This window comes from Streptomonospora sp. PA3 (assembly GCF_009728995.1).
Taxonomy (GTDB): domain Bacteria; phylum Actinomycetota; class Actinomycetes; order Streptosporangiales; family Streptosporangiaceae; genus Streptomonospora.
In genome coordinates this window covers 321,104-343,974 of record NZ_VTZW01000015.1, presented here as the reverse complement: position 1 = coordinate 343,974, position 22,871 = coordinate 321,104, and the positions used below count along the sequence as shown (strand labels likewise).

The 22,871-nt window shown below is 73.2% G+C and carries 16 protein-coding genes and 1 riboswitch; of the genes, 6 read left to right on the top strand and 10 right to left on the bottom strand.

The window, feature by feature from the left end; genetic code table 11:
- Positions 1-240: 240 nt before the first annotated feature.
- Both FZ103_RS16415 and FZ103_RS16410 read right to left on the bottom strand, forming a co-directional pair.
- Positions 241-711 (bottom strand): flavin reductase family protein, encoded by a 471-nt coding sequence (locus FZ103_RS16415; protein ID WP_156002415.1) that lies wholly within the window; start codon positions 709-711, stop codon positions 241-243.
- Positions 712-740: 29 nt separating this feature from the next.
- Positions 741-2,510 carry a S49 family peptidase gene (locus tag FZ103_RS16410; RefSeq protein ID WP_156002343.1) on the bottom strand — a complete coding sequence of 590 codons (1,770 nt, stop codon included), beginning with the start codon at positions 2,508-2,510 and terminating at the stop codon, positions 741-743.
- 166 nt (positions 2,511-2,676) lie between these two features.
- On the opposite strand from FZ103_RS16410, the gene FZ103_RS16405 reads away from it, so the two are divergent.
- Entirely contained in the window at positions 2,677-3,357 is a 681-nt protein-coding gene (locus FZ103_RS16405) for a hypothetical protein (RefSeq protein WP_156002342.1), read from the top strand.
- A gap of 182 nt (positions 3,358-3,539) precedes the next feature.
- On the opposite strand, the gene FZ103_RS16400 is transcribed toward FZ103_RS16405, so the two are convergent.
- The 7 genes from FZ103_RS16400 to FZ103_RS16370 form a co-directional block, all read right to left on the bottom strand.
- Positions 3,540-5,162 carry a hypothetical protein gene (locus FZ103_RS16400; protein WP_156002341.1) on the bottom strand — a complete coding sequence of 541 codons (1,623 nt, stop codon included), beginning with the start codon at positions 5,160-5,162 and terminating at the stop codon, positions 3,540-3,542.
- Positions 5,159-5,914 (bottom strand): ABC transporter ATP-binding protein, encoded by a 756-nt coding sequence (locus FZ103_RS16395; protein ID WP_156002340.1) that lies wholly within the window; start codon positions 5,912-5,914, stop codon positions 5,159-5,161. Before FZ103_RS16395 ends, FZ103_RS16400 begins: the two co-directional genes overlap by 4 nt.
- The gene (locus tag FZ103_RS16390; protein ID WP_156002339.1) at positions 5,911-6,543 is read right to left on the bottom strand and encodes a TetR/AcrR family transcriptional regulator; all 633 of its coding nucleotides are present in this window, start codon (positions 6,541-6,543) and stop codon (positions 5,911-5,913) included. Before FZ103_RS16390 ends, FZ103_RS16395 begins: the two co-directional genes overlap by 4 nt.
- A gap of 151 nt (positions 6,544-6,694) precedes the next feature.
- Positions 6,695-8,911: a 1,4-alpha-glucan branching protein GlgB gene (glgB, locus tag FZ103_RS16385; RefSeq protein WP_394350110.1), complete on the bottom strand. Its 2,217-nt coding sequence runs from the start codon at positions 8,909-8,911 to the stop codon at positions 6,695-6,697.
- Between the two features lie 28 nt (positions 8,912-8,939).
- Positions 8,940-10,349: a phosphotransferase gene (locus FZ103_RS16380; protein ID WP_156002338.1), complete on the bottom strand. Its 1,410-nt coding sequence runs from the start codon at positions 10,347-10,349 to the stop codon at positions 8,940-8,942.
- Between the two features lie 20 nt (positions 10,350-10,369).
- Positions 10,370-12,220 (bottom strand): maltose alpha-D-glucosyltransferase, encoded by a 1,851-nt coding sequence (treS, locus tag FZ103_RS16375; RefSeq protein WP_343233566.1) that lies wholly within the window; start codon positions 12,218-12,220, stop codon positions 10,370-10,372.
- A gap of 151 nt (positions 12,221-12,371) precedes the next feature.
- Positions 12,372-14,345 (bottom strand): alpha-1,4-glucan--maltose-1-phosphate maltosyltransferase, encoded by a 1,974-nt coding sequence (locus FZ103_RS16370; protein WP_186356396.1) that lies wholly within the window; start codon positions 14,343-14,345, stop codon positions 12,372-12,374.
- 582 nt (positions 14,346-14,927) lie between these two features.
- On the opposite strand from FZ103_RS16370, the gene glgP reads away from it, so the two are divergent.
- The gene (gene glgP, locus FZ103_RS16365) at positions 14,928-17,552 is read left to right on the top strand and encodes an alpha-glucan family phosphorylase (protein WP_186356395.1); all 2,625 of its coding nucleotides are present in this window, start codon (positions 14,928-14,930) and stop codon (positions 17,550-17,552) included.
- Positions 17,553-17,603: 51 nt separating this feature from the next.
- On the opposite strand, the gene FZ103_RS16360 is transcribed toward glgP, so the two are convergent.
- A complete protein-coding gene (locus tag FZ103_RS16360) occupies positions 17,604-18,077 on the bottom strand; it encodes a MarR family winged helix-turn-helix transcriptional regulator (RefSeq protein ID WP_156002337.1) in 474 nt (157 codons plus the stop codon).
- A 353-nt stretch (positions 18,078-18,430) separates the two neighbouring features.
- Here FZ103_RS16360 and FZ103_RS16355 point away from each other — a divergent pair, with 353 nt between their 5' ends.
- The 4 genes from FZ103_RS16355 (at position 18,431) to FZ103_RS16340 (ending at position 22,724) form a co-directional block, all read left to right on the top strand.
- Complete coding sequence (locus FZ103_RS16355; protein WP_156002336.1) at positions 18,431-19,096, top strand: methyltransferase domain-containing protein; 666 nt, start codon at positions 18,431-18,433, stop codon at positions 19,094-19,096.
- A gap of 109 nt (positions 19,097-19,205) precedes the next feature.
- A riboswitch (TPP riboswitch) is annotated at positions 19,206-19,313 on the top strand.
- Positions 19,314-19,462: 149 nt separating this feature from the next.
- Positions 19,463-20,059, top strand: a complete 597-nt coding sequence (locus FZ103_RS16350; RefSeq protein WP_156002412.1) for an ECF transporter S component — start codon at positions 19,463-19,465, stop codon at positions 20,057-20,059.
- Positions 20,056-21,804 carry an ABC transporter ATP-binding protein gene (locus tag FZ103_RS16345; RefSeq protein ID WP_156002335.1) on the top strand — a complete coding sequence of 583 codons (1,749 nt, stop codon included), beginning with the start codon at positions 20,056-20,058 and terminating at the stop codon, positions 21,802-21,804. Before FZ103_RS16350 ends, FZ103_RS16345 begins: the two co-directional genes overlap by 4 nt.
- A complete protein-coding gene (locus tag FZ103_RS16340; protein ID WP_186356394.1) occupies positions 21,801-22,724 on the top strand; it encodes an energy-coupling factor transporter transmembrane protein EcfT in 924 nt (307 codons plus the stop codon). Before FZ103_RS16345 ends, FZ103_RS16340 begins: the two co-directional genes overlap by 4 nt.
- Positions 22,725-22,871 lie beyond the last annotated feature (147 nt).

Here is a 22,871-nt window from a genome sequence, read left to right as displayed (position 1 = left end):
AACGGTGGTGGGTGTGGAAGGGGCGGGGCCCACCCCCTGGACAGCGGTGGGTGTGGAAGCGTCCGACGGCGATCAGAGGATCATGGCCAGGATGAGCCCGGCCACCAGGATTCCCAGCACGGTGTAGAAGCCATCCATACCACCATTGGACGACGCCCGGCCCGCGCGGTGAACTAGCGCCGCCGCACACAAGACCGTGTCGGTCGGAACGCGAAGAGTTGTCTCTCTAGGGAGTTTGGCTCAGCCCAGACTGCGGTATCGGCCGCCGTAGCGCACCAGCGGGCGCGCGTCGGCCGGGCTTTTCGCGCCCACGGCCGGAAGCGTTTCGACCGCGGCGATGTAGACCGCGTGGTCGCCGGCCGCGACCCGCTGCTCGACCGAGCACTCCAAAGCCGCGATCGCGCTCTCCAGCACCAGCGCGCCGGTGTGCTCCCCGCGCCGGTGGGCCTCGCCCGCCAGCAGCAGCCGGGCGCTGGGCCGCCCCTCGGCCGCGAACCGGCCCGCCACGGCGCGCTGGCCCTCGCCCAGCACGCTCACCGCGAAGCGGCCCTGGGCGTCGATCACCTCGCACAGATAGCTCTGCGCCGTCACCCCCACCATGACCAGCGGGGGATCGGCCGAGACCGAGGCGAAGGCGCTGACCGTGCTGCCGATGTCGTCGCGGTCGTCGCGCACGGTCACCACGGTCACCCCCGTGGCGAAGCGGGCCATCGTCTCGGTGAACTCCGCGGGCGACGGGCTCACCGGACCTCCCAGCTCCCCGGCACCATCAGCGGCGCGGAGGCGGGCACGCCCGCGCGCGCCGCCAGCTCGGTCAGGCCCAGCGCGTCGCCGCCCAGCGCGAGCGCCGACTGCGGCGCCGCCGCGCGGTCCTCGCTGGACTCGGCCGGCATCAGCCGCTCCCACGGCCCGGCGACGGGGAACGGCCGCAGCCGGCCCTTGGGCAGCCCGGCCTTCTCCCGGGCCAGGCGCACCGCGGCGGGCAGGCCGCCCAGGTCGTCGACGAGGCCACCGGCCAGGGCGTCGCTGCCGGAGAGGATGCGTCCGCGCGCCACCGCGTCGACCTGCTCGGCGCTGAGCCCCCGGGCGCGGGCGACCTTGCCGGTGAAGTCCTCGTAGGTGTTGTCGAGCATGGCGTTGACGCGTTCCCACTCCGAGTCGCTGAATCCGCGGTCGGAGCCGAACATGCCCGAGTGCGCGCTGCCGTCGACGGACTCGCTGTTGACGCCCAGCCGCTCCAGCAGGCCCGCCAGGACGGGCTTGCCGCTGTAGACGCCGATGGAGGCGGTGAGCGTGCCCGGGCGGGCCACGATCGCGTCGGCGTCCATGACGATGTAGTAGCCGCCGGACCCGGCGATGTCGCCGAGCGATGCGACGACCGGTGTGCCCGCCTCGCGGGTGAGGGCCACCTCGCGCCGGATCGCGTCGGAGGCGACCGCCGACCCGCCCCGGCTGTCCACGCGGAAGACGACGGCGCGCACGTTCCTGTCGCGGCGGGCGGCCCGCAGGGCGGCGGCCACCGTGTCGGCGCCCATGGTCTCACCGCCCAGGGCCGTGCGGCGGCTGCGCCCCTGGGTGATGACGCCGGTGGCGGTGATCAGTGCGATGTACCCGCCGGCGCGCACCGGCATCCGCTCGGCCATCGCGGCGCGCTGGCGGTAGCGCACCGCGTACACCAGCCGTGCGCCCTCCGCCTGCGAGTCCTCGTTGGGAGGCGCCGAGCCGGAATCGCCCTGCCCGGAGCCCGCCTCGGCGGGGGAGTGGCGGGCGCGCAGGTCGGCGTAGACCTCGTCGCGGTAGGCCAGCCGGTCGACCAGCCCGGCCTCCAGCGCTTCGGCCGCCAGCAGCGGCCCGCGGTCGGTGAGCTCGCGCACCCGCTCGCGGGTCAGTCCGCGCCCTTCGGCGATGCCGTCGGCGATCTGCTCGCCCAGCGACTCCACCAGCCGCTCGGTGTTCTCGCGGTGGGGCTCGGTGAAGCCGTGCTCGGTGAACATGTTGGGCGCGTTCTTGTACTCGTGGCGGGCGCCGCCCTCGAAGCGCACCCCCAGCCGCTCGGCGGCGCCGCCGAAGAACGCGCTGCCGATGCTCACGCCGGTCAGGCCCACCGACCCCGACGGCATCAGCGCGATCTCGGCGAAGGCGGTGGCCAGGTAGTAGGGGACCGTGCCGGGGCCGAACTCGCCGAAGGACTCCGACCAGGCGACGGTGTCCTTGCCCGCGGCCCGGAACGTCGCCACCGCCGACCGCACCTCCTGGACCTTGGCCAGGCCCAGCGGCCGGCCGTCGATCCTGGCCACCAGCGCCTTGACCCGCGGGTCGTGGGCGCCGCGGCGGATGCCCTCGACGACGTCGCGCAGCTGCTGGTGCCGCCTCGCCAGGATCTGGCCCAGCGGGTCGGCCGGCGCCTCCTCGGCTAGCCCGCCGGTCAGGTCGAGTTCGAGTATCAGCGGGCCGCTGCGCCGCTGCTGGAGTCGGGACAAAGGACCGAGCAGCTTGACCGGTTGCACCATGCCCTCAGGCTAGACGAGTCGTTCGGCCGCGGTTAACCGCCGCACGCGGACCGTCGCCGGCGCCTTCTGGATCCCGGCCGCCGCGGCCGGGCGCCCCGATGTGGCGCGGAGGGCGGTTTGTGCCGCTATCGTCGTGGGGTCAAGCGTGGACGCAGAAGGGAAGCCCATGTCCCAGACGCCCGGTTCACCGTGGTCGAGGACCGCTGCCGCGGCCGCCGCCGCGGCGCTGGCGCTGCTGGCGTCGGGGTGCTCGGGCGGCTCCGGCGACTCCGGTGCCGCACCGAGCCCCGACTCGACCTACAGCGCCGTGGTCGCCGCCGCCGAGCCCGCCCCGCCCGCCGGCGGTTTCACCACGGTCGAGATCCAGGGCATCAAGATCAGCGCGCCCAAGAACTGGAGCATCGACAAGACCGGCACCCAGTTGTGCATGCGCCCGCCCGGTCAGGAGTCCTGCGCCTACGGGTCGGTGCTGGTCATCCCGCACGTGGCCAAGAACGATCCGAACAAGTGGCCCAAGAAGCAGTTCAACCGCCCCGACGGCTGGTCCTCCAACCCCACCACCTGCCGCAGCCTGGGCACCGCCGAGGCGAGCAATGTCCCCGCCACCGGGGCCGAAAAGCTCCCGGTCGACCACCCGCAGGGCCTCACCAAGCACGCCGACGGGCTCAAGTCGCACCACCGCGAGTGGGAGGTCACCTGCCAGAACGGCGACACCTTCGAGGTGCGCCTGTGGTTCCTGCCCCAGAGCGACATCGCCGTCTACGTGTGGTCGGTCGACGCCCAGTACTCCGCGCTCTACGACAAGATCGCCAAGTCGATGAACACCGACGCCTACAAGCGCGATTAGGACCGGTCCGTTCGCTCGGCCGGTCATCCGGCGGGTGCCACCGCGGACGGCTCTGCCCGCGCGGACCGGTTCGGGTGCCGGCCGGTCGCCCGCCTGACGGGAGCGGCGAGGGGGCGGTCCGCAGCGACCGGTTCCCACACACCCCTCCCGTCAGGCGGCGCAGCCGGCAGGCGGCGGCGAGGTCAGCTCCGCGCCGGCGGCGCGCTCCTGAGCCGGGCGGGGTCGCCTGCGGCCATCGCCGACAGCAGCGCGGGGCCGGATCGCCGCAGGTACCGCTGTGTCAGCGGCGACAGGCCGAGGACCGCCGCCGCGCCGGTGGCGATGCCGAGGGCGAGGTGGACCGGCCACAGCGACCCCGCACCGCCGAGGTGAGCGGCGACGGCGGGTACCGCGGCGACGGCGGCGACGGCGGTGAAGACCGTCCACTGCCCGCCGCCGGCGTTGCCGGTGCGGTCGGCGGTGGACACGCGTTCGCGCGCGTCGGCGCCGATGGCGGGCATGAGGGCGCTCAACAGCGGTGCGCCCGCGCAGGCGGCCCCCGTGGCGGCGAGCGTCATGCCGAGCGCGACCGCCCACAGCGGGGACCGGCTGAGCAGGCACAGCAGCACCGTTCCGGCGAGGACGGGGGTGCCGAAGAGGAGCATCCACGCGGCCTGGCGTCCGCGGACGTCGGCGCGGATCGCCCCCGGGGTGGTGAGCGGCTGCCACAGCGCGGTGCCGTCGAGGGAGTAGGTGTTCACCGCGACCATCGCGCCCAGCACCGCCGCCATGACACCGATGAACGGCAGCGCCCAGGTCCAGTCGGTGGGTGCGACCAGCAGGATCATGAGCAGCGGCGTGATCCAGGCGTGCCCCAGCCCGAGTTTGCGGTGCGGGTCGCGGAACCACGTCTTGAGCTCGCGGACGGTCACCGCCCGGACCGCGCCGCCGCCGTGCGAACCGGCCAAGGCGGCGGAGCGGCCGGCGGTGACGCTGCTCTGCGCGCGGGCCGGCGGTCGGCTCAGCGTGTGGGCGGTGAGCGCGATCCAGCCGGCCCGCAGCACCGCACCGCCCGCAACGAGCCCGGCGAGCGGCATCGCCGCGGCGATGAACGAGTCCGACGACGTCGCGGCGCCGACAGCGGCGAGGCCCCAGCCCGTGGGCAGCCCGAGCAGCGCGTCCTCGACCGCTGCCGGCACCGCGGCGGACACCGGCGGGACGACGACCTCGGTCCCGCCTTCTCCGAGGTCGGGCAGGACCAGGGCCATGAGGGGCACCCAGCCGGCGAAGGAGACCGCCAGCAGCACGGACATCTGCAACGCCGCCACCCACATGCCCGGCGTCGAGCTGAGGAGGCGGCCGACGACGGCCGCGGCGCACCTGCCCAGCCAGAGCAGGAAGTACAGCTGCGCCGCGGCGGCCGCGGCGGCGACGGCCACGGCCGCCGGTCCGTGCGGCGCGGCGACGACGAGCATGCTGCTCAGCGCGACCGCCGTGATGAGCGTCCCCACGCTGATCGCCTCGCTCGCCGCCATCTCCCGGGCGATCGTGATCGGGCGCCGGGGCAGGGTGCGGAACCACTGGGGGTCCAGGACCGGGGATGAGCCGGGCAGCAGGATCGGGCCGACCAGCCAGGTCAGTCCGAACAGCGAGACCGCCGCGGTCAGCCAGCTCGGATGCACCGCACCGGCCCGAGCGAGTACGGCGAGGGCGATCACCCCGGCGGCCGCGGCGAGCCCCGCGACCAGGCCGAAACCGCGTTCGTCGTTGGGGCCGTGCCGCATGATCCGCCACCGCAGCGAGGCGAAGGCCGTGCTCGCGCTCACGCCAGCCACCCGATCGCGCGCTGCGGGGCGGCACCGACGAGGTCCACGAACGTGTCGTCGAGCGTGCTTCCGGCTCTGACCTCGTCGACGGTGCCCTCGGTCAGGATGCGGCCGTCCTTGATCAGGGCCACCCGTTCGCAGGTGCGTTCGACGACGTCCATGATGTGGCTGGACAGCAGTACCGTTCCGCCGCCGCCCACGTACTGGCGCAGCAGGCCGTCGATGGCCCGTGCCGACACCGGGTCGATGGCCTCGAACGGCTCGTCGAGCACGAGCACCCGCGGGCGGTGCAGCAGCGCCACGGCGAGGCCGATCTTCTTGCGCATCCCGGTGGAGTAGTCCACGACCAGGGTCGAAGGCGCCCCGTCCAGCTCCAGGACCTCCAGCAGGTCTGATGCGCGCGTGCGCCACCCGTCACCGATCCCGCGCAGCCGTGCGGTGTATTCGAGCAGTTCGGCGCCTGTCAGCCGCTCCGGCAGGGACAGGCCCTCCAGCATGATCCCGAGCGCGTCCAGAACCTGCTCGCGCCGGCTCGCGGCGTCGAACCCGGCGACCCGGACGGTGCCCGAGTCCGGGGCGAGCAGTCCGGCGATCATCGACAGCGTGGTCGACTTGCCGGCCCCGTTGGGACCGACGATGCCGTAGAACGTGCCCGCGGGGACCGTCAGGTCGATCGAGTCCACGGCGAGCCGGTCACCGAATCGCTTGGTGAGCCCGGACAGCTGGACGGCGGGGGGTGCCGCGGCGGTCATGCTTGTTGTACTCCTCGCAGGAACAGGGCCGTCAGTTCGCGGGCGTAGGCGTCGATGTCGAAGCCGGGGTCGGCGACGATCCGCGAGGCCGCGCCGTCGATGCAGCGGCGCAGGGTGTAGGCCGCCAGGCGGGCGTCGACCGCGCGGAACTCGCCCGTGCTCAGGCCGTACTCGAACAGCAGCGCGGTCCCCGCGATGATCGGTTCCTCGGCGTCGTGGCCGAATCGCTGCGTGCCGTCCTCGCGGCGCAGGTTCGGCATCACCTCGCCCAGCGCGGCCATCTCGCGGCGGTGCGCGCCGATGAAGCGGAGGTTCCCCTCGATGTAGGCCCGGAGCTTGCCCCGGGCCGTCGTCGCCGCGTCGATCTCCTGCTGCATCGCGGCCGAGCCCGTGCCGAAGACCGTCTCCACCACGGACTCCGCCACGGCTGCGTACAGGTCGTCGCGGCCCGCGAAGTGGTAGGAGATCAGCCCGCGGCTGATCCCCGCCTGCGCCGCGATCGCAGCCAGCGTCGTGCCGTGCCAGCCGTCTCGTGCGAGGCAGTCGATCGCCGCGTCGATGATCCGCCGGCGCCGCACCTCCTGCGTCAGCGTCGCCGGCCGCTTCTCGGCCACTCGGAACCTCGGCATTCATGTCAAAAATTTGGCATTGATGCCAAGCCTACCCGAGTCGCCGCCCCCGGCTGCACCGCCGCCGCCCGGAACGGGCGCCCGGCGCGTGTCCGAAGGGGCTCCCGGCGCCGGGTACGGCCCTGACCGCTTCCCGGCGCCGGGGAGCGGCTCAGGCCGGGGCCAGCCAGACCGCCGCCAGCGGGGGGATCGTCACCTTCGCCGAGGCGGGCTGGCCGTTCCACTCCACGGCCTCGGCGCGCACCGTTCCCGAGGGGCCCACCGCGCCGACCCCGCTGCCGCCGAAGTCGCGGGAGTCGGTGTTGAGCACCTCGCGCCACCGGCCCGTGCGGGGCAGGCCCACCCGGCGGTCGGTGTGCACCTCCGGCGAGAAGTTGATCAGGCAGGCCAGCACCGACCCGTCCTCGCCGCGGCGCAGGAACGACAGGGTGTTGCCGGCGGCGTCGCCCCCCTCCAGCCAGGTGAACCCGGCCGGGTCGGTGTCCAGCGACCACAGCGCCGGAGTGGCCCGGTAGACGCGGTTCAGCTCGGCCACCAGGGAGCGCACCCCGCGGTGGTAGGCGTGGTCGAGCAGCCACCACTGCACGCCCGCCTCGTGCGACCACTCCTCGCCGTGGCCGATCTCGCCGCCCATGAAGAGGAGCTGCTTGCCGGGGTGGGACCACATGAACCCCAGCAGCCCGCGCAGCCCGGCGAAGCGCCGCCACTCGTCGCCGGGCATCTTGTACAGCAGCGAGCCCTTGCCGTGCACGACCTCGTCGTGGGACAGGGGCAGCACGTAGTTCTCGCTGTAGGCGTAGACCATCGAGAACGTGACCTCGTTGTGGTGGTACTGCCGGTGGATCGGGTCGCGCTTGATGTACTCCAGCGTGTCGTGCATCCAGCCCATGTTCCACTTGAAGCCGAACCCCAGGCCGCCGTGGTCGACGGGCCGCGACACGCCCGGCCACGCCGTCGACTCCTCGGCGACCATGATGATGCCGGGGTTGCGGCGGTAGGCGGTGGCGTTGAGCTCCTTGAGGAACTCCAGCGCGTCCAGGTTCTCCCGGCCGCCGTACTCGTTGGGCGCCCAGTCGCCGCCCTCGCGCGAGTAGTCCAGGTACAGCATCGAGGCCACGGCGTCGACCCGCAGCCCGTCGATGTGGAACTCCTCCAGCCAGTACAGCGCGTTGGCGATGAGGAAGTTGCGCACCTCGGTGCGGCCGTAGTCGAAGATCAGCGTGTCCCAGTCGGGGTGCTCGCCGCGGCGCGGGTCGGGGTGCTCGTATGTGGGGGAGCCGTCGAAGCGCGCCAGCGCCCACTCGTCCTTGGGGAAGTGCGCCGGCACCCAGTCCACCAGCACCCCGATCCCGGCCCGGTGCAGCTCGTCGACGAGCGCGCGGAAGTCGTCGGGCGAGCCGAAGCGGGACGTGGGCGCGTAGTAGGAGGTGACCTGGTAGCCCCAGGAGCCGCCGAAGGGGTGCTCGGCCACCGGCAGGAACTCCACGTGGGTGAAGCCCATCTCGCGGACGTGGGCCACCAGCTGGGTCGCCAGCTCCAGGTAGGACAGCCCCGGCCGCCACGAGCCCAGGTGGACCTCGTAGACGCTCATCGGGCGGCGGTCCCACTCCTGGATCTTGCGCTCCGACAGCCAGGCGTCGTCGCGCCACCGGTATTGGGAGGTGTAGACGACCGAGGCCGTCTCGGGCGGGCGCTGGGCGGCGAAGGCCATCGGGTCGGCCTTGTCGCGCCACACGCCGTCGCGGCCCAGGACCTGGAACTTGTACAGCGTGCCGTCGCCGAGGCCGGGCACGAACAGCTCCCACACGCCGCAGGAGCCCAGCGAGCGCATGGGGTGGGCGGTGCCGTCCCAGTGGTTGAAGTCGCCGATCACGCGCACGCCCTGGGCGCCGGGGGCCCACACGGCGAAGCCCACCCCGCTGACCTCGCCCATGGGGGTGCGGTAGGTGCGGGTGTGGGCGCCCAGGGCGCGCCACAGCTCCTCGTGGCGGCCTTCTCTGATCAGGTGCAGATCCAGCTCGCCGAGGGTGGGCAGGTAGCGGTAGGGGTCGTCGGTGACCGTCTCGATCGTCGCGCCGGCCCGGCCCCCGTCGTCGTAGGCGACGGCCAGCCGGTAGTCGGGAGCCGGGGAGCCGGGCAGGACGCCGGCGAAGACCCCCCGGTGCACGTGCGGCAGCTCGATGCGGCTGCCGTCCTCCAGCACCGCGTGCACCGAGCGCGCCAGCGGGCGCAGCGTACGCACGGCGGTGCCCCCCTTGACCGGGTGGGCGCCGAGCAGGCCGTGCGGGTCGTGATGGCGGCCGGCGACCAGCCGGTCGATCTCTGCGGTCAGTTCGGCGGTGGGGACGCTCATGGGAATCGTGGCCATCCTGGGAGTGTCGTGGCGGGTTGTTCGGTCACGCGGCCAGCGCCGCGATGGAGTCCAGCGGGATGCGCAGCCACGAAGGGCGGTTGTGCGCTTCGTAGAGCACCTCGTAGACGGCTTTGTCGTATTCGAATGCGCGCAGCACGGTCTGGTGCTTCTCGGGATCGATGCCGCCGCCGAAGGCGTAGCCCGCGCTGAACGCGTCGCGGTTGCGCTGGGCCCAGGCGCGCGCGGCCGGGGCCAGTTCGGGCGCCGAGGCCGAGCCCACGAGCTGGTAGCGGGCCGCGTAGTCGAACGAGCGCAGCATTCCGGCGACGTCGCGCAGGGGGCTGGAGGGGCGCCGGCGCTCCTCGATCGGCGCGGCGGGTTCGCCCTCGAAGTCCAGCAGTACCCATCCGGCGTCGGTGCGCACCACCTGGCCCAGGTGGTAGTCGCCGTGCACGCGCTGGATGGGCAGCGGCTCGTCGACGCAGGCCAGGGCCTCGTAGGCGCTGCGCAGGACCCCGGCGTGGGGCTGCAGCTCGGGGACCTCGGCGGTGGCCAGGCGCAGCCGGTCGAGCATGGAACCCGCCAGTTCGCGCAGCGCCCGGGGTGACAGCACGTCGGTGGGCAGCTCGCGGGCCAGCGCCCGGTGCACGGCCGCCGTGGCCGCGCCCAGCCGCTCGGCCTCGCCGGCGAAGTCGCCGCCGGCGTCGGCGGGGGAGAGGCCCGGGTTGGCGTAGAGGTCGCGCACGCTGGTGGCGGCCAGCACCCAGCCGTCGGTGGCGCTGCGCATGTACTCCTGGAGCATGGCCAGGGTGGTGGGCACCGACCGGCCGCCGTCGGCGACGTCGGTCTCGATCCAGGCGTAGGGGCGCGCCACATAGGGGGAGCCGGCCAGCGCGGCGGTCAGCTCCAGGTCGGGGTTGAGGCCCGGCCACAGTCGGCGGAACGCTTTGAGCACGTAGTCCTCCCCGTAGACCAGGGAGGTGTTGGACTGCTCGCCTTTGAGCACCAGGCTGCGCTGCCCGGTGCGCACGCTGCTGCCGGGCAGGCGGCAAAAGCGCACCGGGGCGCCGGCGCCGCCGGGCGCGGGCGCGGCGGGAGCGGCCGCCTCGGCGCTGCCGCCGGCGGCGAGGCGGTCCAGCAGCAGCGCGGTCAGCTCCGGGTCGTGCGAGGCGTCGTAGACGGTGCGGGAGGCGCCGCCGAGCCGGCACACGCCGATGACGGCGTGGGCCAGCTCTTCGCGCAGCGTCCCCGCGGTGCGCAGCCCGAGGAGCACCTGGTACCGGGATACGGCGCCGCGCTGGTCGACCTCGACGACCAGGACGCGCAGCCCCGGATCGCCGCAGACCAGCGGATGCTCCGCTTCGACTGTGACAGTCTCGATCGGCGCCCCCTTCCCGGCGAACCACCGCTGCCGGGGGATCCAGGCGGCCAGGAGCTCCTCAAGCTGTGTCATCTAGGAGAGACCTCTTCCGCTTATCGACGCGGCCCGGAGGGGCCCGAGGCGCGGGACGTGCCGCCGGAGGCCTGCTCGGCCGCCGCGGCGCCCGATGCGCGCGCCGCGACCGCCGGCCGCTGCCGCGCGGTCGCCGTGCCGGGCCGCGGAGTCGTTCGCGTTTGTCGGTTGCGGTCGTCGGTGGCGGGGCCTTCGGCTTCGTCGACGGGAGGCAGCTGGAACCAGTAGAAGCCGTGCCCCGGCAGGGTGAGCAGGTAGGGCAGCTCGCCGATGGCGGGGAAGCGCACGCCGCCCATGCACTCGATGGGCGTGACGCTCTCGAAGCGGCGCAGGTCGAGCTCCACCGGCTGCGGGAACCGGGAGAGGTTGTTGACGCACAGCATCCGGTCGTCGCCGTATTCGCGGACGAAGGCCAGCACGCTGGGATTGCTGGCGTGCAGCTCGGTGAAGTCGCCGGTGCCGAAGACCGGGTGCCGCTTGCGGATCTGGATCATCTTGCGCGTCCAGTTCAGCAGCGAGCCGGGGTTGTCGCGCTGGGCCTCGACGTTGAGCGCCTGGTAGCCGTGGATGGGATCCATGATCAGCGGCAGGTACAGCCGTGCGGGGTCGCAGCGGGAGAACCCGGCGTTGCGGTCGGAGGTCCACTGCATCGGGGTGCGCACCGCGTCGCGGTCGCCCAGCCAGATGTTGTCGCCCATGCCGATCTCGTCGCCGTAGTAGAGCACCGGCGAGCCGGGCAGCGACAGCAGCAGCGCGGTGAACAGCTCGATCTGGTTCTTGTCGTTGTCCAGCAGCGGCGCCAGGCGGCGGCGGATGCCGACGTTGGCGCGCATCCGCGGATCCTTGGCGTACTCGGCGTACATGTAGTCGCGCTCTTCGTCGGTGACCATCTCCAGCGTCAGCTCGTCGTGGTTGCGCAGGAAGATCGCCCACTGGCAGTTGCGCGGGATCCGCGGGGTCTGGGCGAGGATCTCCGAGATCGGGTAGCGCTGCTCGCGGCGCACCGCCATGAACATCCGCGGCATCAGCGGGAAGTGGAAGTTCATGTGGCACTCGTCGCCGCCGGACTCGAAGTCGCCGAAGTAGTCGACGACGTCGGCGGGCCACTGGTTGGCCTCGCTCAGCAGGACCCGGTCGGGGTAGAGGCGGTCGACCTCGGAGCGGATGCGTTTGAGGAACTCGTGGGTCTCCTTGAGGTTCTCGCAGTTGGTGCCTTCGCGCTCGTAGAGGTAGGGCACCGCGTCCAGGCGGAAGCCGTCGATGCCCAGGTCCAGCCAGAAGCGCAGGACCTCCAGGATCGCCTCCTGCACCGCCGGGTTCTCGAAGTTGAGGTCGGGCTGGTGGGAGAAGAACCGGTGCCAGTAGTACTGCCCGCGGGTCTCGTCGTAGGTCCAGTTGGACTGCTCGGTGTCGACGAAGATGATCCGGGCGTCGCCGTAGCGCTCGGTGGTGTCGGACCACACGTAGAAGTCGCCGTAGGGGCCCTCCGGGTCCTCGCGCGAGGCGACGAACCACGGGTGCTGGTCGCTGGTGTGGTTCATCACCAGGTCGGCGATGACCCGGATGCCGCGGCGGTGCGCCTGGTCGACCAGGTCCACGAAGTCGGCGATGTGCCCGAACTCCGGCAGGATCTTCATGTAGTCGGAGATGTCGTAGCCGCCGTCGCGCAGCGGCGACTCGTACAGGGGCAGCAGCCAGATGCAGTCGATGCCCAGCCATTCGAGGTAGTCGAGCTTCTCGATCAGCCCGCGCAGGTCGCCGGTGCCGTCGCCGTTGGAGTCGTAGAAACCGCGGACGAGGACCTCGTAGAAGACCGCGTGCTTGTACCAGTACGGTTCGCGGGGCTTCTCGTGGGTGAAGGTATCGGGCACGGCCGCAAAGGGCGTCTGACTGGTGCCTGGCACCGGCTCTTGTGTGGTCACGAGGCTACTCCACGAGTTGGCTTTCCAGCGTGCCGCTTCAATGGCCCGGTATCCGAAGAGCGGTGCGCCTCATACAGGGCGGAGCCCTTGGGTGCGGGCCTTATTCAGCGGGGACGGCTGTGAATACGTGTGCGGTCTGGAAATGCGGGTCGAGGCGGACATAATTCGCCTCTCCCCAGCAATAGGATTCCCCGGAGAGTTGATCCGTTACGGTGATACGGGAATCCGGGCTGAACCCGAGAGCGGGCAGGTCGAGCCGCACCGTAGCCTCATGCGCGTGGTGCGGATCGAGGTTGACGACGGCAAGGACGACGTCGTCGCGTCCCTGGTCGCCGGCCCCGGCCAGCCGTTTGGAGAAGCAGATCAGCTCCGGCCGGTCGACATGGTGGAACCGCAGGTTGCGCAGTTCCTGCAATGCAGGATGTTCGCGCCTGAGCGAGTTGAGCTTGCGCAGCAGGGGCGCGATGGTTTTTCCCGACGACTCGGCGGCGGCCCAGTCGCGGGGCCGGTACTGGTATTTCTCCGAGTCGAGGTATTCCTCGCTCCCGGGCTTTATCGGGGTATTCTCGCAGAGCTCGTAGCCGGAGTAGACGCCCCACGCCGGAGACGCCAGTGCCGCGAGGACCGCGCGTACCTCGAAGGCGGGCCGGCCGCCCTGCTGGAGGTAGCCCGAGAGGATGTCGGGGGTGTTGGTGAAAAGATTGGGGCGCATGTAGGGCGAGGACTCCCGGCTGAGTTCGGTGAGGTAGTCCTCCAGCTCCTCCTTGGAATTGCGCCAGGTGAAATAGGTGTAGGACTGGTGGAACCCGGCCCGGGCCAGCGCCGCCATCATCGCCGGGCGGGTGAAGGCCTCCGACAGGAGGACCACGTCGGGGTCGGAGGAGGCGATCTCGCCCAGCAGCCGCTCCCAGAAGGCGAGGGGCTTGGTGTGCGGGTTGTCCACGCGGAAGATGCGCACCCCGCGCTCCATCCAGAACCGCACGACGCGCAGGACCTCGGCGTAGAGCCCCTCGGGGTCGTTGTCGAAGTTCAGCGGGTAGATGTCCTGGTACTTCTTGGGCGGGTTCTCCGCATAGGCGATCGACCCGTCGGCGCGGCGGGTGAACCACTCCGGGTGCTCGTGCACCCAGGGGTGGTCGGGCGAGCACTGCAGGGCCAGGTCCAGGGCGATCTCCAGGCCGTGCTCGGCGGCCTCGGCCACGAAGTCCTCGAAGTCCTCCAGCGTGCCCAGGTCCGGGTGCACGGCGTCGTGTCCGCCTTCGGGCGAGCCGATCGCCCAGACCGAACCGGGGTCGCCGGGAGCGGGGGTGAGCGTGTTGTTGCGCCCTTTGCGGAAGGAGCGGCCGATCGGGTGGATCGGCGGCAGGTAGACGACGTCGAAGCCCATGTCGGCGATGGCCGGCAGCCGCTTGGCGGCCGTGGCGAAGGTACCCGAGCGCCAGGCGCCGTCGTCGCCGTCCATGACCGCGCCCTCCGAGCGCGGGAAGAACTCGTACCAGGAACCGACCAGGGCGCGCCGGCGGTGCACCACCAGCGGGAAGCGCTTGGTGCGGGTGATCAGGTCGCGCAGGGGGGCGGCCTCCAGCTGCGCGGTCACGTCGGGGTCGGTGGCCGCGGCGAGGCGCTCCTCGGGAGTGCGGGTGCCGTCGCGCAGCAGTGCGGCGATGCGGGCCGGCGCGGGCCTGCGGGGCACGCGGCGGGCCGCGCGCTCGAACAGGCGCGCGCCCTCCTCCAGCATCAGCTCGGTGTCCTGGCCGAGCGGGACCTTGACGGCGGCGTCGCGGCGCCAGGTGGCCATCGGATCGCTCCAGGACTCGACGCTGAAGCTCCAGCGGCCCTCGTGGCCCACGGTGATGTCGGCGCCGTAGCGGTCGGTTCCCGGCGCGATCTCGCGCATGGGCGTCACCGAGTGCCTGCGGCCGCGCGGGTCGTAGAGGACGACCGCGGCGCCCAGAGCGGCGTGGCCCTCGCGGATCACCGTGGCGCGGACGGGGAGGGTCTCGCCGGCGGCCGCCTTGGCGGTTCCGTAGTCGAGGACCGGTGAGACGTCGAGAATGGGAATGCGTCCAATCACAGGTGCACCATCATTGTGGTCATACCCGAGCTTTGCTCGGGTTTGTCGGATTCTTCAGGTAGTCCATGCGAGCCGCGGGCACCGCATGGCACTCCCGGGCTGTTGCGGGCAGCCCGGCATAACCGAATGGCCTTCGGTTCGGCACCGGCGATTTCGGTTCGGGCCTGCTCCTCTGTCTATCGTCAGGCCGGAACGCGGGCCGCGCCGACAACCCGAGGCGGGTAATTTTTGTGATTGTCGTCACACCGCCTTGGTCTTCCGCTGACCAGCGGGGATTCCCGGTTTCCGGGGAATGCGGCAAAGCGGGCAAACCCCCTGATCTTGGACGTGCGTACCTCCCGTACCAGGGGTTTCGTTTCTGTGCCGACCGGAAACACAAGTCCGACTGCACGGCTTCGGAACCGGCCGTCCGGTATCGCGGCGCGGTGGTCGGAGAAATGGCGGTATGCGGGTGTTCCGGTCAGTTTTCGGCAAAATATGGAAGCCGGTAACACGGTTGGAACGCGGCGGTTTCCGCGTTGTGTCGCGAAAACGCCCGCGGAAGGTCGCGCCCGGACCTCGGATTGAGTAGCCTCACGCTGCGTGAAGGCCATTCGCAGGTTCACCGTCCGCACCGCGCTCCCCGACGAACTCGCACCCCTGGAACGCCTGGCGGCCAATCTCCGCTGGGCCTGGCACGCACCTACGCGCGAGGTCTTCGCGGCGGTCGACGCCGCGGTCTGGCAGCGGTGCGGCCAGGACCCCTTCCGCATGCTCGGCGAGGTGGGCGCCGACACGTTCGCCGAACTCGCCGCCGACGAGGAGTTCCTGGCGCGGCTGCGCGCCGCCGACGCCGACCTCGCCGCCTACCTCGACGGCGACCGCTGGTACCAGCACTACGCCCGCGAGCGCGAGGCGCCGGCCGCCATCGCCTACTTCTCCGCCGAATACGGCCTGACCGCCGCGCTGCCGCAGTACTCCGGCGGCCTGGGCATCCTGGCCGGCGACCACCTCAAGAGCGCCAGCGACCTGGGAGCCCCTGTGATCGGGGTCGGGCTGCTCTACCAGCACGGCTACTTCAGCCAGGCGCTCTCGCCCGAGGGCTGGCAGCTGGAGGACTACCCCGAGGTCGACCCGCGCGGGCTGCCGCTGACCCAGCTGCGCGACGGCGGCGAGCCCGTCTGCGTCGGCCTCGACCTGCCCGGCGGACGGCGCCTGAACGCGCGGGTGTGGGTGGCGCGCGCGGGGCGGGTGCCGCTGCTGCTGCTCGACGCCGCGCACGAGGACAACCCCGCCGACCTGCGCGGGGTCACCGACCGGCTCTACGGAGGCGGCAAGGAGCACCGGCTGCTGCAGGAGCTGCTTTTGGGGGTGGGCGGCGTGCGCGCGGTGCGGGCCTACTGCCGGGCCGCGCAGCACCCCGCGCCCGAGGTCTTCCACATGAACGAGGGCCACGCCGGCTTCCTCGGCGTGGAGCGCGTGCGCGAGCTGGTCAGCGGCGGGCTGTCCTTCGCCGAGGCGGTCGAGGCCACCCGCGCCGGAACCGTCTTCACCACCCACACCCCCGTCGCCGCCGGGATCGACCGGTTCGCCCGCGACCTCGTCCGCCGGCACTTCGCCTCCGGCGATTCGGTCACGCCCGGCCTGGCCACCGAGGACGTCCTGCGCCTGGGCGCCGAGGATTTCTCCGGCGGCGACCCCGACGTGTTCAACATGGCGGTCATGGGCATGCGGCTGGCCCAGCGGGTCAACGGGGTCAGCAGGCTGCACGGCGCCGTCAGCCGCGAGATGTTCCGCGGCCTGTGGCCGGGGTTCGACACCGCCGAGGTGCCCATCACCTCCGTCACCAACGGGGTGCACGCGCGCACCTGGGTGGCCGAGGAGGCCCAGGACCTGGCCCGCCGGATGGTGCCCGACACCGGCGAGTTCACCAGTACCGAGGGCTGGCGCAAGATCACCGGTGCGTCCGAGGCCGAGCTGTGGCAGATGCGCCGCACCCTGCGCGAGCGCCTGGTCGCCGACGCCCGCGAGCGGCTGCGGGCCTCCTGGCGCAGGCGCGGCGCCAGCGAGGCCGAGCTGGGCTGGGTCGACGACGTGCTCGACCCCGACGTGCTCACGATCGGCTTCGCCCGCCGGGTGCCCTCCTACAAGCGGCTCACCCTGATGCTGCGCGACCGCGAGCGGCTCACGTCGCTGCTGCTCGACCCCGAGCGCCCGCTGCAGATCGTCGTCGCCGGCAAGGCCCATCCGGCCGACGAGGGCGGCAAGCGGCTCATCCAGGAGATCGTGCGCTTCAGCGACGACCCGCGAGTGCGGCGCAGGATCGTCTTCCTGCCCGACTACGACATGGCGCTGGCGCGCTCGCTGGTGCAGGGCTGCGACGTGTGGCTGAACAACCCGCTGCGCCCGCTGGAGGCCTGCGGCACCTCGGGCATGAAGTCGGCGCTCAACGGCGGCCTCAACCTGTCGGTGCGCGACGGCTGGTGGGAGGAGTGGTACGACGGCTCCAACGGCTGGGCCGTGCCCACGGCCGACGGCGTCGAGGACCCCGACCGGCGCGACGCCATCGAGGCCGCCGCGCTCTACGACCTCTTCGAGCACCAGGTCGTGCCGCTCTTCTACGACTTCGACGACCAGGGGCTGCCCAAGCGGTGGCTGGAGATGGTCAAGCACACGCTAGTCTCGCTGGGCCCCAAGGTGCTGGCCACGCGCATGGTGCAGGACTACGTGACCCGGCTCTACCAGGGCGCGGCCGAGTCCTCGCGGGCCCTGGCCGCGGCGAACATGCGCGGCGCGCGCGAGCTGGCGGCCTGGAAGCAGCGGGTGCGCGCCGCCTGGCCCAGCGTGCGGGTCGAGCACGTGGAGATGACCGGTGCCGAGGGCCCGCCGATGGTCGGCGGCGACCTGCGGGTGCGCGCGTCGGTCGCCCTGGGCGGGCTGGCGCCCGAGGACGTGCGCGTCGAGGTGGCGATCGGGCGGGTCTCCGACTCCGAGGTCCTCGTGGACCCGGTGCTGGCCGAGCTTGCGGCGGGGGAGGAGGCGGCCGCGGGCGGGCGCGCGGGGACGGTGCCCTACCACGGCTCGGTGCCGCTGCGGCGCGCCGGAAGCTGCGGGTTCACGGTGCGGGTGCTGCCGCGCCACGAACTGCTCGGCGACTGCGCCGAGATGGGGCTGGTGGCGCTGCCGGAGGTGCCGGAGGGCACGGCCGACGGGATCGTGCTGCGCTGAGGCCCGGTCCGGTGGGCGACTGGCGCGGCGGGGTGGCGGTGAGCGGCGCGCTCAGTGCCGCTTGACCGGCGGGGGGTGCTCCTGGAGCAGGCGGCCGGCGATGTCGTGCAGCACGGCACGCTCGTCCTCGCTCAGGCCGGCGAACAGGCGGCTCTCGATCTCCTCGACGATCCCGGCGGTCTCCTTGAGCAGCCTGCGGCCGCGTTCGGTGGGCGCGACGATGTAGCGCCGCCGGTCGGCGGGGTTGCGCCGCCGCTCGGCGAGCCCCTGCTGCTCCAGGTCGTCGACGACCCCCACCATGACGTTGGGGTCGATGCCCAGCCGCCGGCTCAGCTCCTGCTGTGAGGGGGACTCCATCGCGGCGGCGGTCGCCAGGACGTTGAACTGGCGCGGATTGACCTCAAGGGAGCCGAAGGCCTCCTCGGTCATGGCGAACACCATCTCGCCCAGCTTGATCAACCGGTAGCCGGTGTTGCCCCACAGTGTGCTTCCGGGAACCCCGCTCACGTCGTCTGCGCCGCTCATGCCCTCATGCTAGTTCTGCTGGATCGTCAAATCACCAATATAGTATGCTGAACATACGATGTGCGGGAGTCCGGCGGGGCACCCGCGGTACCGGGTGAGCCGTCCCCGGCGGTTCCGAAAAGCCCTCGCCGCCTCCCGGCGCGGGCTGCGATGATCGCGCCCGTGGCTGACATCGATCGCGACCGCGGGGACGGCGCCGGCGGCGCGGCAAGCGGCGGAACCGCTCGGTCCTGGGGCCGGGATGACGCCGGCGGCGACTTCGACCGGCCGCCGCCTCGGTGGACGGGTGGGGGTTCTCGTGGCTTGAGGGGCGCGCGAGCGAGGAGCGGCCGTCGTGGGGGTATGCCCGCGCGATGGCCGAGCGGCTGCGGTCGGCGCGGGCGGCCCTCGACATCGACACCGGAGGCGGCGAGGTTCTGGACGAGGCCCCCGTGCTGCCGCCGCAGACGGTCGCGACGGAGTCCTGGCCGCCCAACCTCGCGCGGGCGGCCGCCCGCCTGCGTCCGCGCGGCGCGGCCGTTGTGGCGACCGATCCCCGGCCGCCGCTGCCGTTCGCCGCCGAGTCCTTCGACCTGGTGGTCAGCCGCCATCCGGTCGAAACCCGGTGGATCGACATCGCCCGCGTGCTGCGACCCGGCGGGACCTACTTCTCCCAGCAGGTCGGCCCCGCCAGCGTCTTCGAACTCACCGAGTTCTTCCTCGGCCCCCAGCCGCCCGAGGTCCGCCGCCGGCGCCATCCCGACGACGCGCGCGCCGCCGCCGAGGCGGCCGGTCTGCAGGTCGCCGATCTGCGGGCGGAGCGGCTCCGCATGGAGTTCCACGACATCGGCGCCGTCGTGTACTTCCTGCGCAAGGTGGTCTGGATCGTTCCGGGATTCAGCGTGGAGGGCTACCGGGACCGCCTCCGCGCCCTCCACGAGCACATCCGCACGCGCGGCTCGTTCACGGCCCACTCCACCCGCTTCCTCATCGAGGCGCACAAGCCGCAGCGGCGGAGCCGCGGGGACGGCGGCCTGTGAGGCGGCGCCGCGTCGATGCCGGACCGGTCGTCGCCATGGGCCGACCGGCCGACTGCCCGTAAGCCGCCCCGCCTTGACCTTCGCCACGCAGCGGTCCGCATAATGGAGGGGAAACCGACAGGGGAGCGCTTAGGCGCTGAGAGTGCGGTCCGCGACCGCAGACCCTCACACACCTGATCTGGGTAATGCCAGCGCAGGGAGTCGTGAACCCGTCCGCCGGTTCGGCCGCGCGTCCCACTCCGGGCGGGCGTTTTCCGGATCCGGCCGGCGCTCTTGGCCCGGGCCCCCTCGCTCCGACACGCGAAGGGACGTCCCGTGAAGCACCAGCCATCGACCCCCTCTCCGGCCGCACAGGCGCGCGGAGGGATGTTCGCCCGCCTGCTTCGGCGCGTGCGGCGCGCGCTGCCGCACTACCGCACCGTCGACATCGTCGTGCCCGCGGTGCTGGGCGTGGCCATCGGCGTGATCTTCTGGGCGTGGGGCCTGCTGTGGCAGGTGACCACCCCGCTGTTCGTGTTCTTCCCGCCCGCCCAGGCGGTCATCTACGGCATGTGGCTGCTGCCCGGCGTGCTTGGCGGGCTCGTCGTCCGCAAGCCCGGTGCGGCCGTGCTGACCTCCACCGCGGCCGCGTTCGTGTCGATGGTGCTGGGCACGCCCTGGGGCGTCGAGGTCGCCGTGGCCGGCTTCCTGCAGGGCCTGCTGCCCGAACTCGTCTTCGCCGCCGCCCGCTACCGCCGCTGGGGCATGCCGATCGCGATCGCGGCCGGCGCCGCCGCCGGCATACCGCCCGCCATCTGGGACAACGTGGCCTATTACCACACCTGGCCGCTGTCCTACCAGCTGACCTACGGCGTGCTCGTCGTGCTCAGCGCCGCGGCGATCGGCGGTGCCGGCGCCCGGCTGCTGACCTCGGCACTGGCCCGGGCCGGCGCGCTGTCGGCGTTCCCCTCGGCGCGCGGATGACCCCCGCGCGCGGCGGCGCCCGTGTCGAGCTGGCCGGATGGGGCTGGCGCCACTCCGGCCGGAGCCGATGGTCGCTGCGCGGAGTCGACCTCCTCATCGAGCCGGGTGAGCGGGTGCTGCTGCTCGGCGCCTCGGGCGCCGGCAAGAGCACGCTGCTGCATGCCATGGCCGGGCTGACCGGCGAATCGGGGGCCGTCTCCGGTGACGAGGAGGGCCGGCTGCGCATCGACGGCGGTCCGGCCGCCGCCTCGCGCGGCGGCGTCGCGCTGGTCAGCCAGGATCCGGAGACCCAGCTGGTCATGGCCCGCTCCGGCGACGACGCCGCCTTCGGGCCGGAGAACCTGGGCCTGGAGCGCGCGGAGATCTGGGCGCGGGTCCGCGAGGCGCTGGAGGAGGTCGGCTTCGGCTACGGGCCCGACCGCCCCACGGCCGCGCTGTCGGGCGGGGAGAAGCAGCGGCTGGTACTGGCCGGCGCGCTTGCGATGCGTCCGCGCCTGCTGCTGCTCGACGAACCCACCGCCAACCTCGACCGCGCCGGCGCCGCGCGGGTGCGGCGGGTGCTGGAGCACCTGCTGCGCAGCAGCGAGGCGACGATGGTGCTGGTGGAGCACCGCGTGGCCGAGGTGGTCGGCGATGCGGCCAACGCCGACGAGGCCGGGGAGGCCGTGGCCGACCTCGTCGACCGGGTCGTCGTGGTCGAACCCGGGGCAGGCGTGGTCGCCGACGGCGAGCCCGCCGCGGTCTTCGCCGGCCACGGCCGCAGCCTGGCCGACCAGGGTGTGTGGGTCCCGGGCCGCGAGCCGAGGCCGAGCGTGCGCCCGGGCGCCGCGGGACCGGCGGTGATCGAGGCCGCCGGCTGCACCGCCCGCGCCCCCGGCGGCATCGGCCTGCTGGGCGCCCCCGGCGCACCCGTCCTGCACGGAGTCGACGCCGCCGTGCACCCGGGCACGGCGACCGCCCTGACCGGACCCAACGGCGCGGGCAAGTCCACCCTCCTGGGCCTGCTCGCCGGGCTGGACGCGCCCCAGGACGGCACCGTCGCCCCGCGCGGCCGCCTGGCCGGGGTCAGCACGCGGCCGCTGGCGAAATGGCCGGCCAGGCGCCTGGCACGCCATGTCGGCACGGTGTTCCAGCACGCCGAGGACCAGTTCGTCACCGGCAGCGTCCGCGACGAGCTGGCCTTCGCGCCGCGCCGCGCCGGGCTGAGCGAGGGGGAGACGCGGCGCCGCGTGGACGAGCTGCTGGAGCGGCTGCGGCTCACCGGACTCGCCGACGTCCACCCCTTCACCCTCTCCGGCGGCGAGAAGCGGCGGCTGTCGGTGGCGACCGCGCTCAGCTCCGGGGCCTCGCACGCCCCCGACGTGCTGCTGCTGGACGAGCCGACCTTCGGCCAGGACACCCGCACCTGGCGGGAACTGGTCGAGCTGCTGTCGGAACTGCGCGCCGACGGCCGCGCCGTCGTCACCGCCACCCACGACGCCGCCCTGCTGCGCTGCTTCACCGACGTCGAGATCGGCCTGAGCGGCGGGTACGCCCGGCCCCCGGCCGCCCGCAGCGAGGCCGGCGCCGCTCTCCTGGCCGATCGGCCGCCGAGTGCACGGTCCCGCGAGCGATCGGGTAGCGGGCCCGACGGCAGGAACGACGCGGACGGCGCGCACCGCTCCCCACCGGGCGCCGATGCCGACCGGTGCGGGGAGCGCGGACGCCGCCGCGTCTCCGGTCGCGGGGAGGGGGAGCGCCGATGAGCGCCGCCGGTGCCGATCGCGGCCGGCGGGCCGCCCGGACGGCCGCCGAGGGGGCACCCGAGCGGACGCCGGCCCCCGGGCGGGCGGGCGCCGGAGCGGCCGTGCGCGCGGAGGCGGCGGACTGCGGGGGCGAGGGCGGAGGCTCCGCCGCCGTCCGCACGGCCCCCGCCGAATCCGCATCCGCCGGTCCCCGCCTGCCGCGGCGCGCGTGGCTGCCGCGCGCCGACCCCGCGGGCAAGCTGCTGGCGGCCGTGCTGGTGGCCGCCGGGCTGATCCCCGTCGTGGACCCGGTGACGTCCGGCGTCGTCCTGGCCGCCGGTCTGGGGCTGCTGCCGTTCTCCGGTCTGGGCCGGGCCCGGCTCGCCGCGCTGGGCGTCCCGCTGCTGCTGATGGGAGCCTCGATCGGGCTGGTCAACCTGGTCTTCGGCGAGGAGGGGCCGATGGGGGCCCTCGGCGCCGCCGTGCGGCTGCTGGCGATCGCGCTGCCGAGCATGCTGGCCGCGGTGACCAGCGACCCCACCGACATGGCCGACTCCCTCGTCCAGCGGCTGCGGGTCCCCGAGCGGCCGGCGATCGCGGTGCTGGCCGCGCTGCGGCTGATACCGCTGCTGGCGGAGCAGTGGCGCACGCTGGGGCGGGCGCGCCGCGCCCGCGGCCTGGACTCCGGCGGCAACCCGGCGCGCGCGGCCGCCGTCTTCACCGGGAAGGCGTTCGCGCTGCTGGTGCGCTCGATCCGTATCGGGACGCTGCTGGCCATGGCCATGGACGCGCGCGGCTTCGCCGGCGGCCCCCGCAGCCACGCGCGCCTGAGCCGCTGGCGCACCGCGGACACCGCGCTCCTGGCCGGCACCCTCGCGCTGCTGGCCGCGGCCCACGCCGTCTCCGCCGCCGCGGGCACCTGGACCCCGCTGACGTTCTGATCCGCGCGCGGCGGCGAGAGTGCGGGGCGAGCGCGGCGCCCATCCCGGCGCCGGCGGAGAAGGGCACGCGGCGCGGCGCGGGCGGGCAGTGGTAGGTATTGAGACGCGGCCCGGTCGCAGCGGGGCCGGGGAGTCGATGTCTGGAGG

What these genes read in the sequence shown, in the direction of transcription:
- FZ103_RS16415 (WP_156002415.1), bottom strand. Translation starts at nt 711, where the DNA reads ATGGCCCGCTTCGCCACGGGGGTGACCGTGGTGACCGTGCGCGACGAC.
- FZ103_RS16410 (WP_156002343.1), bottom strand. Translation starts at nt 2,510, where the DNA reads ATGGTGCAACCGGTCAAGCTGCTCGGTCCTTTGTCCCGACTCCAGCAG.
- FZ103_RS16405 (WP_156002342.1), top strand. Translation starts at nt 2,677, where the DNA reads ATGTCCCAGACGCCCGGTTCACCGTGGTCGAGGACCGCTGCCGCGGCC.
- FZ103_RS16395 (WP_156002340.1), bottom strand. Translation starts at nt 5,914, where the DNA reads ATGACCGCCGCGGCACCCCCCGCCGTCCAGCTGTCCGGGCTCACCAAG.
- FZ103_RS16390 (WP_156002339.1), bottom strand. Translation starts at nt 6,543, where the DNA reads ATGCCGAGGTTCCGAGTGGCCGAGAAGCGGCCGGCGACGCTGACGCAG.
- glgB (WP_394350110.1), bottom strand. Translation starts at nt 8,911, where the DNA reads ATGGCCACGATTCCCATGAGCGTCCCCACCGCCGAACTGACCGCAGAG.
- FZ103_RS16380 (WP_156002338.1), bottom strand. Translation starts at nt 10,349, where the DNA reads ATGACACAGCTTGAGGAGCTCCTGGCCGCCTGGATCCCCCGGCAGCGG.
- FZ103_RS16360 (WP_156002337.1), bottom strand. Translation starts at nt 18,077, where the DNA reads ATGAGCGGCGCAGACGACGTGAGCGGGGTTCCCGGAAGCACACTGTGG.
- FZ103_RS16355 (WP_156002336.1), top strand. Translation starts at nt 18,431, where the DNA reads ATGGCCGAGCGGCTGCGGTCGGCGCGGGCGGCCCTCGACATCGACACC.
- FZ103_RS16350 (WP_156002412.1), top strand. Translation starts at nt 19,463, where the DNA reads ATGTTCGCCCGCCTGCTTCGGCGCGTGCGGCGCGCGCTGCCGCACTAC.
- FZ103_RS16345 (WP_156002335.1), top strand. Translation starts at nt 20,056, where the DNA reads ATGACCCCCGCGCGCGGCGGCGCCCGTGTCGAGCTGGCCGGATGGGGC.
- FZ103_RS16340 (WP_186356394.1), top strand. Translation starts at nt 21,801, where the DNA reads ATGAGCGCCGCCGGTGCCGATCGCGGCCGGCGGGCCGCCCGGACGGCC.